The following is a 15,086-nucleotide window of genomic DNA, read 5'->3' on the forward strand; positions in this document are numbered from 1 at the left end:
AAAAATTTAAACAGATGATTGTCAAATGACGGTTATCTGTTTTTTTATACCCTTTATCTGGTTTGTATTCGTTTTGTAAAAGTAGAGCGTAAAATTTATATATAAATAAAAAGTTTTAAATTTATTTGGGGTTATGGGGATGAGGGGAATTACTCCGCAAGAAGGGTTCACCTTAGTGGAACTCATCGTAACAATTGCAGTCATGGCTATTATTGCAATGATGGCTGCGCCGTCTATGTCAAATTTATTAGAAAGTAAACGTTTAGATACTAATCAAAGAGATTTAATTAGCACTCTATCTGAGGCGAAAAGTCAGGCTGTGCTTGGTCGTCAGAATGTTTCAGTTAATTTGAATTCAGCGGCTTCTAATACGGCCACTTTATTAAATTGGCAACCTACTTCTAACAACACCCTAACGCTAAAAAATATAGCTGCTGATAATACCCAAAGTTCTTTAGCTATCACTACTTTAACATTTAACGCAAATGGAGTTGTGAGTAATATTACTCAGGATGCACTTATATCTATTTGTAATTCAAGAATAAATAAAAAGAAAAATTTTATACTTACAAAACTTGGAGCTTTGGTTTTTAAAGCTGAGGAGACATGCTAATGCATTTAAACAATCTGAAAGCTCAAGCAGGTGTTGGTTTAATAGAAGTTTTAGTCGCTTTAATTCTACTTGCAATAGGAGTGCTTGGTTATGTAGCACTTCAGATTAGGGCAATGGATGCATCTTCAGAAGCATTAACTAAATCTCAGGCGATGATAGTCATGAGGGGGTTAGCTGAAAATATTCGCACAAATAGTGTTCAAGCTGGTCAATATCCAGCATTTGTGCGTAGTTATAGTAATTTTTCATCAACTACAGTGGCTCCGACTTCCTGCTTTAATACGCCGTGTACGCCTTCACAGCTTGCTCAATTTGACGCATATCAAACAGCAAAAAATGCAGATCAGCTGGGTATCAAAATTACAATGACAAATTGTCCAGGCGTTACTTCAACTATGACTTTACAAAGGCAATGTTTATTCGCTTTTTGGGGGAAAACTTTACCTTTAACGAGTACAAGTGGGAGTACATCAACTGTAGATGTATCAAATTGCATCACTAGTAGTGGAATTTATGTCTCTAATTCTAAGTGTTTAATGATGGAGACATATTGATGAATCGATCATTTATAGAAAAGCAGCAAGGATTTACCTTAATTGAACTTATGGTTGCTTTGGCTTTAGGTTTAATTCTTGTTGCAGCTGCTACTCAATTGTTTATAGGTGGAATTTTATCAAGTCGTCTACAAAAAGCGAATGCTGAAATACAAGATAGTGGTATTTTTGGTCTGGATTATATTATACGTGACATACGACTTGTAAATTATGGAAATATTATAAATCCTCAGTTAAATGATACTACTCCTTGGGGAGGGATAGTGTTAACGGGTTCTACTGCTACCAATAATAACAATGTAAATTTTGTGCCTAATACGGGGACTAACGCCTATATCGCAGATGCTTTATTAAGCCGTGGTGCAGGCGATACAGTAAGTACCTTAAATAACCAGTGGAAAGGCCTTTCAAATATACAGAACAGTTCAAATGCAACTATACAGAGTGATCAGCTTACTATTCAATTTATTGCTCCTTCTAATATGACAAATTGTGAAGGTGCAAATGTTTTGGCGGGTGATCTTGTTGTAGAGCGCTATTTTTTACGTCTCGATAATAATGGGAGTTCACAACAAGATTATGCCCTAGCATGTGATGCAAATACACCTTCTACCACACCTACAGCTCAACCAACATCAGTTGATGGGTTTGGAGATGCGGGTCAAATTATATTGCCACGTATTGATCATTTTCATGTTCTATTAGGCGCGAAAAATGCAGCTGGTAATTTTGCTTATTACACTATTCCTCAATATCGAGTGGCTGCACAAGCTGCAAGAGATGCGACCCCTACACAATTAGCTCCACGTATCTTATCCATACAAATTTCTGTATTAGCGCGTTCTACCAATAATGCTCAAAACAAAGCAGTCGATCCTAATCAAACTTTTGTAATGTTAGATCAAACAGTACATGCCTCAGATACAAGTTCACGATTCTTGCGACGCGTTTATAGCACAACAATTGCTTTACGTAATGCAATGGGGGAAAAACTATGACCCATTTGAGAAGCAAATATATAGTCCAACATCATCAAAAAGGTGCGACGCTTATTGTTGTGCTTATTATTTTGTTAATTGTTATTGCTGTGGGGGTTTTAGCCATTAGGGTGGCTATTGTTTCTTTGAAAGTTGCAACAAATAGCCAAATTGGCCAATTAAATTTTCAATCTTCTGATACTCCTATACAGCTCATCACCCAGATGGATCCAACGACGCTTACAAATATTAGTAATGTGTTAGGAGCAGCACTTAAAGAAAATGAGAGTCATCCTGGATCGGAATATAATTTTTGCTATAAGCCAGTTTCGACCACTGTAAGTTTTGCCCAAACCCGAGATGCGAGTCTACTGCGAGCAGGAACTGCTAACAATGCCGTGGTAGAGGATGGAGGAGTGGCTGGCTTTTGTGACCTGACCACTGATTATGGAAGTAATCGTCAAGCTGTCGTTACACAAATTGCTGTAAGCATTCCAACAGATGCCGTTAATGATGTTCCAGGTTCAAATTTACCACGCGGAACAAATGCGTCTGAAGGTACTGCTTTACCAAAGAGTATGCTTTCTACACAACGCATTCGAGTGATTTCAACTTCTTTTTTACCTGCTTATGCTTCTACCTCAATGCAAACTTTGCAAGCAGATTGTTTGAGTACAAATAGTGCCAAGATCAGCGATAACTTTGATAGCTCATTAAGTAATAAACAAACGTTAGCTGATTGTTTGGCAAATCATAACGTACCTTTTAGTACTCAGATTCAAGAATTTAACTATACCAATAAACTTACTGAAACTATGGCGCCAGGTTCATAATGGGGAATATCATGAAACTACATTTCAAACCAAATAAATTATGGTATGCCATCTATTCAACTTCGATGACATTTACATGGCTTATGTCAAGTTCTGTAGTGCAGGCAAGTGATTTACAAATTTATGCCTCACCTACAGCAGGTAAAAAAACAATTGTTATGATGCTAGATACTTCTGGATCAATGGGGCGTACGATCCAGTCCGGTTATAGTATTTATGATGATTACGGTATTACAAGTTGTTCAACTACTTATGTAAACTCAACAACTACTCCTAGTTATCGTCGGTATTATTGCGGGGTTTCCTCAAATACCACTAATAGCAAAGTAACTAATTTAGCAACCGGATGTGAGAAACAGGCAGATAATAGTTATCGTTGTTATGACCGGTTAACGCGCCTAAAAGATGGTATGTTTTCTTTTTTAGAAAATAATAACCCGATATTTAATAATGTAAGTGTTGGATTGGGGCATTTCTCTACATACAGTAGTGGTACTACTGGTGATGGCAGTAGCGGAGAAATTTTGGTTCCAGCAGCAAATTTGGGCGTTGTAGGATCTGCACAAAGAGTTGCATTAAAAAATGCTGTAGCTGGATTAGAAGCAAGTGGAGGAACGCCTACTGCTAATGCTTATGCTGAGGCAGCAGCTTACTTAATGGGAACACGAACATTAAGCTCGACTACAGCAAATGTGGCAATGTATTTTAAATATTATCCAGTTTTAACTCAGACGTCACAAACCGTTTACTATGCCTGTGGTAATACTTCAGCTAGTGGTTCAACAGATAATACAAAGTGTACATATACGCCGACCTCAATTCCAAACCAGTCTAATTTATCTAACTATAGTAGTAATACTACAAGCTCAACAAATGGAAATATAACGACTTACACCACTTATTATTATAAAACGACTGGATGGTTTTATCCTACAACGACCTATTACTATAAAACTACCTATAGTGAAACTAAAGTAACCAGTTCAACACCTAATTATCAAAGCTGTACAGCATATAACTCTAATGGATGTACTACTTGGAGTGCGGCTTCTTTAACTAATCCAACAACAGATACCTATGATACGCAATGTACGGTTAATACAGTGGCTGGTACATGTGTCTATCAAACTAAAACAATTTTAGGTACAAACAGTTATAGTGGATTTAATAGCTCCGTTCAAAGTTCAAAAGATCCAGATACCAACTACACTACATATAAATCACCATTACCTCCCGTTAGTCAGCGTCAAAGTTGTGATGGACAAGGGGTTTATATTTTGTCTGATGGTGAACCAACGAATAACGTAAACTCTTCTGTTTTAGCCTCTGCATTGAACCTTAGCTCGTTTAGTAATAGTGGTGGACTGAGCGGTGGTACAAACTGGGATTATATGAGTAACTTCGCTAAGGCCTTATTTAATGGTGGGGTAATTCAAAGTGATGCTAATAATGCTACAAACCCAGCTAATGTATCTATACAAACTGCTTTTGTTGGTTTTGGTTCAGCATTAAATGCCTTGAGCACTACAGATGCGAAGAACGCTTGTAAAATGAGTTCTCGTACTCAAATAGATAGAAGTGGAGATGATGCATGTTCTCCGAATCAGGGAACAAATGCTGTATCTGCCCCAGGTTATGGTAATGGTGGATTTTTTCCTACCCAAAGTGCACAGGGAGTAACCGATAGCGTAATTGCATTTATTAATAACTTAGGGAAGGTGCCTTTAGAGCCTCTTACTACTGGTGCGATTTCTGTACCTTATGATGCATTAAATCCTAAAAACCTACAGGAATATGGTTATTTACGGGCTTTTGAGCCAGATCCGGCAAATGCTTATCTGACTTGGCGAGGTAACTTAAAAAAATATCATGTGGTTTTATCTGGTTCAAATGCTGGTGCATTTGAAGCGAACTCTGGTGGGCTGGTCTATGATGCAAATGGAGCATTCCGTAGTGGTACAAAAGATTATTGGAATAGCTCTAGCTATAATGATGGCGGAAAAGTTTTCTTAGGAGGAGCCTATAGCAATGTACCATTACCAACTTTAGGTCAGCCAGAAGAGGTAAATTCTCAAGGTAATATTACTAAATATTATTATGCTGCAAAAAATAAAATCCGAAATCTGTTTACTGATGTTTCTACCGTGGCTGCAGATGGTAGTTTAACTAAAATATCAACTACAAATACTAACTTACTGAAAATTCCTGCTGCGCCTGCTGTAAATACAAATCCTTTTGATACACCAGCAAATACTGCAAGTTATGTGCTAGGAAAATTTAATAGCTCTACGGGACAAGATGTTTTGAAGACATTCCCTGTGAGCTTAAAATTAAAATTATTAAATTACTTGGGTTATCCGACAGATATTACGGCGACAGCTCTACCAAGCACATTAACTACATCAAATGCCCCTTATTTATCGATGGGCGGGAGTATCCACTCTTTTCCGGTACAGCTGACTTATAGTGGTACTTTAGATCAAAATGGAAATTTAACCAGTGCACGTGAGCAATCTATTCTTTACGGAAGTATGGAAGGAGGATTGCATATCGTAGATGCCTCTTCTGGGGTTGAGCAAATGGTATTTATCCCAGCCGATATATTAAATGATACGGTGGCTTCTAAAGCTTTAGTGGTAGGGCAAAGTGATTCAACAGCCCCTGCTCAAGGTATGGATGGAGCGTGGGTATCGGATCCAGCATATAACATTACCACTACAGGTTCAGGAAGTTCAGCAGTATCAAAAGTTACTGCTAAACAAATGAATATTTATGGTGGAATGCGTATGGGGGGCAGTAGCTATTATGGATTAAATGTATTAAATCCAAGTTCCCCACAATTAATGTTTAGAATAGGTGCAGATCAATCTGACTATAGCCGTATGGGGCAAAGCTGGTCTAAGCCTGTACTTGCAAATATTCGTTATAACGGTGCGATTAGACGTGTCATGATTGTTGGTGGTGGTTATGATCAATGCTACGAGAAACCAAATATCACGTTGAGTGACTCATGCTTTAGCAATGGTAAGGCAAAAGGAAATGCTGTCTATATTATCGATGCTAAAACCGGAGAGCGTTTATGGTGGGCCAGTGATACAGGTTCCAATAATGATAACGCTAATATGAAGCATAGTATTGTTAGCCGTATTAGTACTTTGGACCGAGATGGTGATGGCTTAGTAGATCATTTGTATTTTGGCGATTTAGGTGGCCAAGTCTTTCGTGTAGATCTTAATAATAATCAGACTCAAACTAACTCGACTTATAGTAGTTTCGGTATAAGAGTTGTGAGATTGGCAAATCTGGCAACAAACGATACAACAAATGATAGTGGAAATGATTACACAGGTGGAAATGCCCCTCGTTTTTATGAGCCGCCTACCGTAACAATTCATGATTATGGTGTTCGCTCATTTATTACTGTTGGTATCGCTTCTGGTGATCGAAGTACACCACTAGATGTTTATCCAATTATTGGCCGGGAAGGTATGTCTCCTAGTACGGCGCTTAGTGGTCGACCTGTAAATAATGTTTATGGAATTATTGATAGAGACTTTATCAAAAAGAATTTAATGTCGTTAAGTGATAGTCAGCTTGAAACTAAGGATCTTATTCGCTCAAATCTACGGAAAAACCCACAAATATTAAGAGCAGGCGAAACGAGCGTAGGGCAGGTTTTCTTTCCAAGTACGGGTACAGGTCAAGCAGGTTGGTACCGATCACTTTCCAGTACGAGCAATGGTACTGAAAAAGCTGATAATAGCTTCCGTATTAAAGGGGGAATGAAAGCCTTTGAAGAACCCATAGCAATTACAGGTAATTTAATCGTTCCTGTCTATGACCCTCAAGGAACGGGTATTGTTGCATCGGACCCTTGTTTACCACGTGTAGTAGGTGAAACAGATCGACAAACTTATTGTCTACCATTTGGAGTATGTCTGAATACTGATGGATCGATTAATCATAATAAGGAAGATAATAGTGGTTTTGGAACAGATGGAACAAAAAACCTAAATGTAATTGGTTCAGGGGTTCGCAATATTACGTTTGTGCCTAGTGAAGATAATCCATCTCCGCAAAACAGTTGTGGAAAATTAAAGCTATCTGGTAATGAGCAAGGAACAGGGCAGTGGCAATGCACAAGCTATTTGATCCCTGCACGCTGGTATGAGCGGTATCGCTAAAAGGGATGGTTTATGAGTAAATACTATAATTTGAAGTTCAATCGGGGTTTTACTCTGATTGAACTTATGGTCACTCTTCTTACTTTAGCTATTCTTGTTGCTATTGCTGTTCCTTCTTATCAAAGTTATGCCCGTAGAGCTACCGCATCTGCCGCTAAGAGTGAGATTTTAAAATTAGCTGAGCGATTGGAGCAGCATAAGTCTAGAAATTTTACTTATAGGGGATTTGCCACAACCTCTGTAACGTTAACTCGTGGGGGGTATACGATTCAGATCACTGATGATACGACTGCTGGTAATTTATTAACGAGTTCTGCTGCGAATGGGCAGACATGGGTGATTAGAGCGACTACTACAGATTCCAGAAATCTTAATTTTATTGCTAAAAACTCAGGTTTACGTTGCCAGAGCTTAACAGCTACTGCTGTTGATAATGATTGTGGTGGAACAACTACATGTAACACATGTGAAGCAAATAGTGAGAGTTGGCAGTGAAGAATGGTTTTACACTGATAGAAATTATGGTTGTGGTGGCAATTATTGCAATTTTGGTAGCGATAGCCACTCCATCGTATTTACAATATGTTCGTAAAGGGAATCGTACAGCCGTTCAATCTGAAATGATGAATATTGCACAAACTTTAGAGTCTCAAAAAATGGTGAATAACCGTTATCCCTCAAATGCAACTATACAATCAATTTATGGCTCTAATGTGAGTCCTGTTCAGGGCAAAGCTTTATATACTTTAGCTTTTACTACTTTAAACGATTCGACATGGGTGCTTACGGCAACACCAATCGCTAATACTTCACAAGCGGGTGATGGAATTATTTGCTTAAATGATCAAGGGCAAAAATTTTGGGCAAAAGGTGCTACAGATTGTGCACTATCGGCTTCATCAAGTTGGACAGAGTAATTTAAATTCAAAACTGCGGATAACTCAAAATTTAATCTTTCTTTCAGGGTGAAAATCACGTAGAATGTCGCCCTCTATGAAAGGGGTTTGAAGTGTTGCCGATGGTCGGCGCAGGGATAATCCGTAAGAATTATAAGGCTTTTATCATGGTTGTTATTCGTTTAGCACGTGGCGGCGCAAAAAAACGTCCATTCTATCAAATCGTTGTGACTGATAGTCGCAATGCACGTGATGGTCGTTTCATCGAGCGTATCGGTTTCTTTAACCCAACTGCACAAGGTCAAGCAGAAAAACTTCGTTTAGACGCAGACCGTTTTGCTCACTGGGTTTCTCAAGGTGCTCAACCTTCTGAACGTGTTGCTTCTTTGGCTGCTCAAGCTAAAAAAGCTACTGCATAATTATTGTAGTAGGTAGCCCATGACACCAACACAGAATGTTCCCGAAGATCGTATTCAGATTGGACAGTTACGTTCAGCTTATGGATTAAATGGGTGGCTCTGGGTGTATTCCAATACGGAACCCATGAGCAATATGTTTGACTACTTGCCTTGGTACATTGAGACCAAGGCTGGTTGGCAAACAGTTGATGTAAAACGTTGGAAACCACATGGTAAAGGCTTAGTTGTCTCTTTAAAAGGTGTGAGTGATCGCACTGGAGCAGAGAGCTTGGTTGGCGCTAATATCTGGATTGCTAAATCTCAATTGCCAAAAGCAGATGTAGATGAGTACTACTGGTCAGATTTGAAAGGCTTAACGGTGTTAGGACTTGATGATGAAGAACAGGAAGTAAACCTAGGGCAAATTCATGAGTTGTTTGAAACTGGAGCTAATGATGTGATGGTTGTACGTGCTACACCAGACAGCATTGATTCAGAAGAACGCATGATTCCTTGGCATAAAGACGTGGTACAACGCGTTGATCTTGAAGCTGGTCGCATTTACGTCAATTGGGGCGTAGATTATTAATCCTTTTTTAGGGGATTAACGCAGCAGGAAAATAGAGGAGTCTGCGGTGTTTTTTGCAGTCATTACGCTTTTTCCTGAAATGTTTGAAGCGATTACAGCCTACGGGATTAGCGGACGTGCAGCAAAGCGTGACATTGTACAAGTCACTTGTATTAATCCACGTGATTTTGCTGAAGGGAGTTACCGGAGAGTGGATGAACGTCCATTTGGCGGTGGTCCTGGTATGGTAATGATGGCTGAGCCTCTCGCAAAAGCAATTAACCATGCCAAACAACTTGCTTCGCAAGCAGGATGTGTTCATGTACCTGTGGTGTATATGTCTCCACAAGGTAAAACTTTAAATGAACAGGCAGTACAGCAGTTTGTTGATTATGACGGCTTGATTGTATTGTGTGGACGTTATGAAGGCGTCGATGAACGTTTGATCCAGCATTATGTTGATCAGGAATGGTCAATTGGAGATTATGTTTTATCTGGCGGTGAACTACCTGCCATGGTGTTGCTTGATAGTATTATTCGCCGTTTGCCGAATGTAATGTCAGATGAGCAATCAGCGATACAGGATTCTTTTGTAGATGGTCTTTTAGATTGTCCGCAATATACTAAGCCAGACCATTTTGAAGGTTTAGATGTCCCTGAAATTTTAAAATCAGGACATCATGCCAACATTGAAAAGTGGCGTTTTTTGCAGCGATATCAACGGACTTTAGAACGCCGACCAGAGTTGGTAGAAAAAGTAGAGTTGACTAAACAGCAAAAAAAATGGCTAAAAGATATACAAGGGAATAGCGGTAATTCTTAATTGCTATTCTCAAGAACGAAAGTTCTAATACAAGACGAGAAGCAATGCTTCGAGTTAAACCATAAGTCTATTTAAATTTATAGATTTATGTGTAATTAAGGCTCTTTACGATTGTCGTAAAGGGAAAGTTAAACGGGTTGATATGCGTTTTTAGCCTCTATCCCCAGCGGAAACTCAGACCTCTTCTGACTCCGCACATATTGGAGATTCCCACAATGAGTGGTAAACATCCTTTAGTTCAAGCTGTTGAAAATGCACAGTTAAAAACTGACCTTCCTGAATTTGCTCCTGGTGACACAGTAGTTGTTCAAGTTAAAGTAAAAGAAGGTGACCGTGAACGTCTTCAGGCATTTGAAGGTGTTGTTATCGCTAAGAAAAACCGTGGTTTGAACTCTGCGTTCACAGTACGTAAAATTTCTAGCGGTGTTGGTGTTGAGCGTGTATTCCAAACTCACTCACCAGTTGTTGCTAAAATCGAAGTGAAACGTCGTGGTGACGTTCGTCGTGCTAAACTTTACTACCTCCGTGACTTGTCTGGTAAAGCTGCACGTATTCGTGAAAAATTACCAGCTCGTAAAGCGTAAGCTTATACCGAGTAAAAAAATGCGCCTTTTGGCGCATTTTTTATTTGAAACTCATAATCCTTGTAGTTTTAACCGATTGGCATGTTGACGATAAACCGAGACTGGGTCTGCTGCAAAAATAGAACGTATACCAAGCACTTGGTTGACTTCATCTAAATGGTTCCAGTTATAGTCATCACGAATAGTCTTACCAAACTTGGCACTACATCTAGAAACTAGTCCATCGTTATCTCCCAGTGGGTCAACAACCAAACTACTTCCTGTTAATGCAATATCAAAAGGATCTAATGGATTTGTGAGTGCTTTATTGCCAGAGAATGAATACATAAAGATTCCTTTCTCTTGATAAGCACCTTCACCACAAGACGTGGTAGGAACACCCATCGGAAATTGTGCATTAAACTGTGCCGAGCCTTGAGTTGAGAGACTATGAGCGCCAGCTAAAGAGTCATGCGGATAACTAGTTGGATCTAGCCCTTCTGCCCAAGTAATCGCTGCTGAAAACCAGTTTACTAATGTTGCCAGTCCAGACAGAGGAGTACCCTCAACGTTCAGGATGACATCTGCCATTGGAGATCCTTTGTGAGGTGCTCCGATAGTAGTAAGTGAAGCAACTTTCTCTGGCATGATACCAGCGACATAGCGAACTGTTGGTCCCCCGTGACTATGTCCGATTAAGTTGACTTTAGGTTTTCCCGTAATAGCAATAATTTCTTCTACTTGTTGGGCAAGTTGTTCTCCGCGAACTTCGGTTGAGTTAAACGGTGAAACTCTTGTTGCCCAGACATTTCCTCCGTTACGCGCAAGGTCAGGAAGAATCTGATACCAATAATCAAGACCAAGCGTATCTGTCCCAACTCGGCTAAAACCGGCCATACCATGATTAAAAACCAATGGATATTTGGTTTGAGCATAATTCGAATAGACAAATGAGCTTTTTACTTGCTCTGCATTTGTGGCATGGGTTGCTGAAATACTCAGTCCTGAGAGTATTGCAGCACAGAAAAATATTAAGTTCCTTTTCATTTTTTACTCACTATTTTTATTTTGTATGAGCAGCAGCTGCTGTTACTGCTGGATAAGGTTTGGCTCACTTTGAAATAGAAAAGCCTAATAGTTAAATGGTAGTTCACCTCCTTGGTCATGGACTTTTTCAAAAGTTTGAAGACGAAGTTGTTCCTGTGATGAGCTAAATTGTTGTTGGCGTAGTTGTTGAATTGCTTGATTTTTAGCACTATCACTCATATTGCTATTGAGAACTTCATCACGCTGTTTTAAGAAGCCTGTAACTCGCTGTTGCCAAGCATTACGCTGCGTATCTAAAATTTCTAATCTTTGTGTTGCCTCAGCTCCTACAAGTGCTGTACGCATTTGACGCAGTTCCTCCGCTGAACCATTGCGAGCTTTAATTTGTTTGGTCAGTGTATGCAAATCATCAAGTTTTGATAGTTCTTGCAGATTTTGTTGCCAGTCTGCTGGTAGCTGTTCAAAGCGTTCTTTCAGCTTTTTAGCTTTTTCAATTTCACTTAAAGATGAATCTTCCAAAATTTTCATGCGATCTAATGTGTAGTTCTGATAGATATCTTCTGTTGAAAAGAGTCCTTCAATTTCAGATGCAGAGAAGAAACGTTTTCTAATATCTTGAATTGAACTAAAGATCTTTTGAAAATAATTTTGATCTTGTTGTTTAGATTGAGGTGGTTGAATTTGTGCAAGCTGCTCACGGTATTTTAAATAACGAGTCCACAAGTCAATAATCTGTGAGCGGGCTGGTTCTAAATACTGATCTTGTATGAATTTCTCAAAATGCGCTTTGACTTGTTGTAAATTAGATTCTCCATACTGTGTAATAAAATATTCAAAACAGTCACGGGTTTGGTTATTTACAACTAAATGTTGAGAACTATCAATTTTTAACTGGCAATTAACTTGAGTATCTTGCTGACTTTTACTTAAGTAAGCATTATCACTTGTTATTGAATTTAAAGGTGTTTGATGAGTAGATGTTAAAGTTTTAGTCTCATCTTGATTGAACCGAGGTGAGCTACTTTTCGAATCGGGGCTTAGCCAATATACACATGCGATGAGGCTCAAAATAAAAAATCCGAGCACACACCACAATATCTTTTTCTGCATCCTTTGCATAAAGATATCTTCCTTAAGTTTTAATTTGTTGTTTTTTTACTCGATCATTAATGTGCCATAAAATAAGTGAAAACGCATCTAAATATTCTGAAAATATCTTGCCGAATTTGCTAACATGTCGGCACTTTTTTCTAGCTTTGTGTTCCAGTAAAAATGACGACAAAAAATCAAAAAATTTCTCGTCGCCATATCAGTGGTGTATTTCTATTAAATAAACCATTAGGGCTCAGTTCAAACGCCGCTTTGCAAAAAGTGCGTTGGCTGTACCGTGCCCAAAAGGCAGGCCATACTGGCGCATTAGATCCATTAGCGACTGGTTTACTTCCTATTTGTTTAGGAGAGGCCACTAAGTTTTCACATTATTTGCTGGACTCGACAAAGCGTTATCAGACGACTGTTCGATTAGGCCAAACTACAACAACAGGCGATGTCGAAGGCGATATTTTACAAGAACGTCCTATTCCGGTTCTTAGCAAAGAGCTTATTGAGCAAACTTTAGAAAAGTTTAGGGGCGATATTCAACAAGTTCCACCGATGTATTCGGCGTTAAAAAAAGAGGGCAGGCCGTTATATGAGCTTGCCAGAAAAGGAATCGAGATTGAACGTGAAGCGCGCCCAGTTACGATTTATGCTTTAGAGCTTATTGAATTTACCGAAAATAGTATCACTCTAGATGTAACCTGTTCTAAAGGAACATATATTCGTGTGCTAGGTGAAGATATTGGTGAGGCACTTGGCTGTGGTGGTCATTTGACAATACTTCACCGTATTCAAACGGGGCATTTTGAGTTAATCCCAAGTTATACCATTGAATATTTAGAAAGCTTAACGGAAGAGCAAAGAGAAACTTTGTTACTACCAGTGTATGCGCCAATTGACCATTTCTTAAAAATTCAGGTTCCTGAAGGAAGGGAAAAATATTTTTGCAATGGTTTAGAAAGCAATATTGATCATTCTGCGGAAGCAGAAGTTTTGGTTTTTTCGGGTGAACGCTGTTTAGGTTTGGCTGAGATTACTGATAAAAAACGGTTGGTACCTAAGCGTATCTTAAATTTGTAGTAGATGTAGAGTATAGAGCATGGGCATGGAATGGGATGTTATCCTTAGTTTGATCTTTTTTGCGTTTACTGCGGGAGCAATTGATGCTGCCGTTGGTGGCGGTGGACTCATCCAGATTCCCGGCATCATGAGTACTTTCCCGTCCATGCAGACTGCAACGGTTATTGGTACAAATAAAGTTTCATCGATTTTTGGTACGGCATCGGCGGCGTATACGTTTGCAAAAAGAGTGAAGTTGCAATGGAAGCTTTTGGCAGTCATTGCCATTTGTGCTCTCATTAGTTCATTTGCTGGTGCAGCGTGCTTATCACTTATTCCCCAATCTGTATTACGCCCTTTTGTGTTTGTAATGCTGATCGTAATTGCCATCTATACCTTAGTAAAAAAGAATTTTGGTCAAGTTCATACTGAGCAAAAAATTACTACGAAAATGCTAGTTTTAGCAGGTATTGGTAGTTTGGCGATTGGCTTTTACGACGGTATTTTTGGGCCGGGTACGGGTAGTTTCTTTATCTTTTTCTTTATCCGCTTTTTACAAGTCGATTTTTTACATGCTTCAGCATTGTCAAAAATCGGTAACTTCATGACGAACCTTGCTGCGTTGAGTTTTCTGATTCCAACTGGTCACGCTATTTTGCATATCGGTTTAATGATGGCAGCTGCAAACGTTATTGGTTCTATTGTTGGGGTGCGTACCGCGCTTAAATACGGTAGTGGTTTTGTCCGTATTATCTTTTTAATTTTAGTCAGTATCTTGATTTGCCGTTTAGGGTATCAAATTTTTGTCACGGGCTAAAATAGTATTGAAAGTATGAGCTGTCTTTGAGTTCGGTTCATACTTTTATGTATCATTTAAAATTCGAAATATAAAAATCATTACAGAAATTTACTAGAAAGAGAACTGTGTAAAAAATAGTCTCATTTTAAGCTACGTAAACAATATAAATTTCAACGTATCATAAACCTTGAAATAAAAAAGATTTTTTAGCTAAAAAATGAGGAAGAGAATGAATATTTTCGAAGCATTAAGAGAAAGCCATGAAAATCAACGTAACCTTTCTGAACAATTAATCCAGACTCATGGTTTAACTGAAGAACGAAAACAATTATTTGATGCATTAAAAAATGAACTCTATGCTCATTCAGTTGCCGAGGACCGTTATTTATATATCCCTTTAATGTTTGACGATGTGGGTTTGGATATTACTCGACATGCCTTATCTGAACATCATGAAATGGATGAGTTGGTTGAACAGCTTGAAAAAACGGATATGAGTAGCCCAAGCTGGTTAGCCACTGCCAGACAGTTAAGTGAAAAAGTTCATCATCATTTAAAAGAAGAAGAGCATAAATTTTTTCAACAAGCTGGAAAAATTCTTAAAGACAGCGAAAAAGAAACGCTCGGCAATAAATATTTAAAGGAATATAAAAAGTATAAAAAGCAACAGTAGA

At 38.7% G+C, this 15,086-nt stretch carries 16 protein-coding genes; 14 read left to right on the forward strand and 2 right to left on the reverse strand.

Going from position 1 to position 15,086, the window contains the following annotated elements; translation table 11 throughout:
* Nucleotides 1–139: 139 nt before the first annotated feature.
* From F984_RS19905 to rplS, 11 genes are all read left to right on the forward strand, one after another.
* On the forward strand, nucleotides 140–613 hold the full coding sequence (locus tag F984_RS19905; protein ID WP_016803890.1) for a pilus assembly FimT family protein: 474 nt from the start codon (nucleotides 140–142) through the stop codon (nucleotides 611–613).
* The gene (gene pilV, locus F984_RS19910) at nucleotides 607–1,167 is read left to right on the forward strand and encodes a type IV pilus modification protein PilV (protein ID WP_080631582.1); all 561 of its coding nucleotides are present in this window, start codon (nucleotides 607–609) and stop codon (nucleotides 1,165–1,167) included. Before F984_RS19905 ends, pilV begins: the two co-directional genes overlap by 7 nt.
* Nucleotides 1,167–2,165 carry a PilW family protein gene (locus tag F984_RS19915; RefSeq protein ID WP_004711684.1) on the forward strand — a complete coding sequence of 333 codons (999 nt, stop codon included), beginning with the start codon at nucleotides 1,167–1,169 and terminating at the stop codon, nucleotides 2,163–2,165. The genes pilV and F984_RS19915 overlap by 1 nt, the downstream gene beginning before the upstream one ends.
* Nucleotides 2,162–2,977 carry a PilX N-terminal domain-containing pilus assembly protein gene (locus F984_RS19920; RefSeq protein WP_004711686.1) on the forward strand — a complete coding sequence of 272 codons (816 nt, stop codon included), beginning with the start codon at nucleotides 2,162–2,164 and terminating at the stop codon, nucleotides 2,975–2,977. Before F984_RS19915 ends, F984_RS19920 begins: the two co-directional genes overlap by 4 nt.
* On the forward strand, nucleotides 2,977–7,161 hold the full coding sequence (locus F984_RS19925) for a pilus assembly protein (protein WP_004711688.1): 4,185 nt from the start codon (nucleotides 2,977–2,979) through the stop codon (nucleotides 7,159–7,161). Before F984_RS19920 ends, F984_RS19925 begins: the two co-directional genes overlap by 1 nt.
* A 12-nt stretch (nucleotides 7,162–7,173) precedes the next feature.
* A complete protein-coding gene (locus tag F984_RS19930) occupies nucleotides 7,174–7,656 on the forward strand; it encodes a type IV pilin protein (protein ID WP_004711690.1) in 483 nt (160 codons plus the stop codon).
* The gene (locus F984_RS19935; protein ID WP_004711692.1) at nucleotides 7,653–8,078 is read left to right on the forward strand and encodes a type IV pilin protein; all 426 of its coding nucleotides are present in this window, start codon (nucleotides 7,653–7,655) and stop codon (nucleotides 8,076–8,078) included. Before F984_RS19930 ends, F984_RS19935 begins: the two co-directional genes overlap by 4 nt.
* Nucleotides 8,079–8,224: 146 nt before the next feature.
* Nucleotides 8,225–8,476, forward strand: coding sequence for a 30S ribosomal protein S16 (gene rpsP, locus F984_RS19940; protein WP_000260334.1), 252 nt, complete (start codon nucleotides 8,225–8,227; stop codon nucleotides 8,474–8,476).
* Nucleotides 8,477–8,495: 19 nt separating this feature from the next.
* The gene (rimM, locus tag F984_RS19945; RefSeq protein ID WP_004711694.1) at nucleotides 8,496–9,044 is read left to right on the forward strand and encodes a ribosome maturation factor RimM; all 549 of its coding nucleotides are present in this window, start codon (nucleotides 8,496–8,498) and stop codon (nucleotides 9,042–9,044) included.
* A 46-nt stretch (nucleotides 9,045–9,090) separates the two neighbouring features.
* On the forward strand, nucleotides 9,091–9,846 hold the full coding sequence (trmD, locus tag F984_RS19950; RefSeq protein ID WP_002051760.1) for a tRNA (guanosine(37)-N1)-methyltransferase TrmD: 756 nt from the start codon (nucleotides 9,091–9,093) through the stop codon (nucleotides 9,844–9,846).
* A 215-nt stretch (nucleotides 9,847–10,061) separates the two neighbouring features.
* Complete coding sequence (rplS, locus tag F984_RS19955) at nucleotides 10,062–10,430, forward strand: 50S ribosomal protein L19 (RefSeq protein WP_002051668.1); 369 nt, start codon at nucleotides 10,062–10,064, stop codon at nucleotides 10,428–10,430.
* A 51-nt stretch (nucleotides 10,431–10,481) separates the two neighbouring features.
* Here rplS and F984_RS19960 read toward each other — a convergent pair whose 3' ends face one another.
* Complete coding sequence (locus F984_RS19960; RefSeq protein WP_080631678.1) at nucleotides 10,482–11,423, reverse strand: lipase family alpha/beta hydrolase; 942 nt, start codon at nucleotides 11,421–11,423, stop codon at nucleotides 10,482–10,484.
* Between the two features lie 117 nt (nucleotides 11,424–11,540).
* On the reverse strand, nucleotides 11,541–12,575 hold the full coding sequence (locus tag F984_RS19965; protein WP_004711704.1) for a lipase secretion chaperone: 1,035 nt from the start codon (nucleotides 12,573–12,575) through the stop codon (nucleotides 11,541–11,543).
* A gap of 153 nt (nucleotides 12,576–12,728) precedes the next feature.
* On the opposite strand from F984_RS19965, the gene truB reads away from it, so the two are divergent.
* The 3 genes from truB to F984_RS19980 all read left to right on the forward strand — a co-directional run bounded on the left by truB (nucleotide 12,729) and on the right by F984_RS19980 (nucleotide 15,085).
* On the forward strand, nucleotides 12,729–13,634 hold the full coding sequence (gene truB, locus F984_RS19970) for a tRNA pseudouridine(55) synthase TruB (protein ID WP_004711706.1): 906 nt from the start codon (nucleotides 12,729–12,731) through the stop codon (nucleotides 13,632–13,634).
* A gap of 19 nt (nucleotides 13,635–13,653) precedes the next feature.
* Nucleotides 13,654–14,430: a sulfite exporter TauE/SafE family protein gene (locus tag F984_RS19975; RefSeq protein ID WP_004711708.1), complete on the forward strand. Its 777-nt coding sequence runs from the start codon at nucleotides 13,654–13,656 to the stop codon at nucleotides 14,428–14,430.
* A 211-nt stretch (nucleotides 14,431–14,641) separates the two neighbouring features.
* Entirely contained in the window at nucleotides 14,642–15,085 is a 444-nt protein-coding gene (locus tag F984_RS19980; protein WP_002051715.1) for a hemerythrin domain-containing protein, read from the forward strand.
* The last annotated feature ends 1 nt before the right edge of the window (nucleotide 15,086 follow it).

The sequence above is a fragment of the Acinetobacter nosocomialis NIPH 2119 genome (assembly GCF_000368085.1).
Taxonomy (GTDB): Bacteria; Pseudomonadota; Gammaproteobacteria; order Pseudomonadales; family Moraxellaceae; genus Acinetobacter; species Acinetobacter nosocomialis.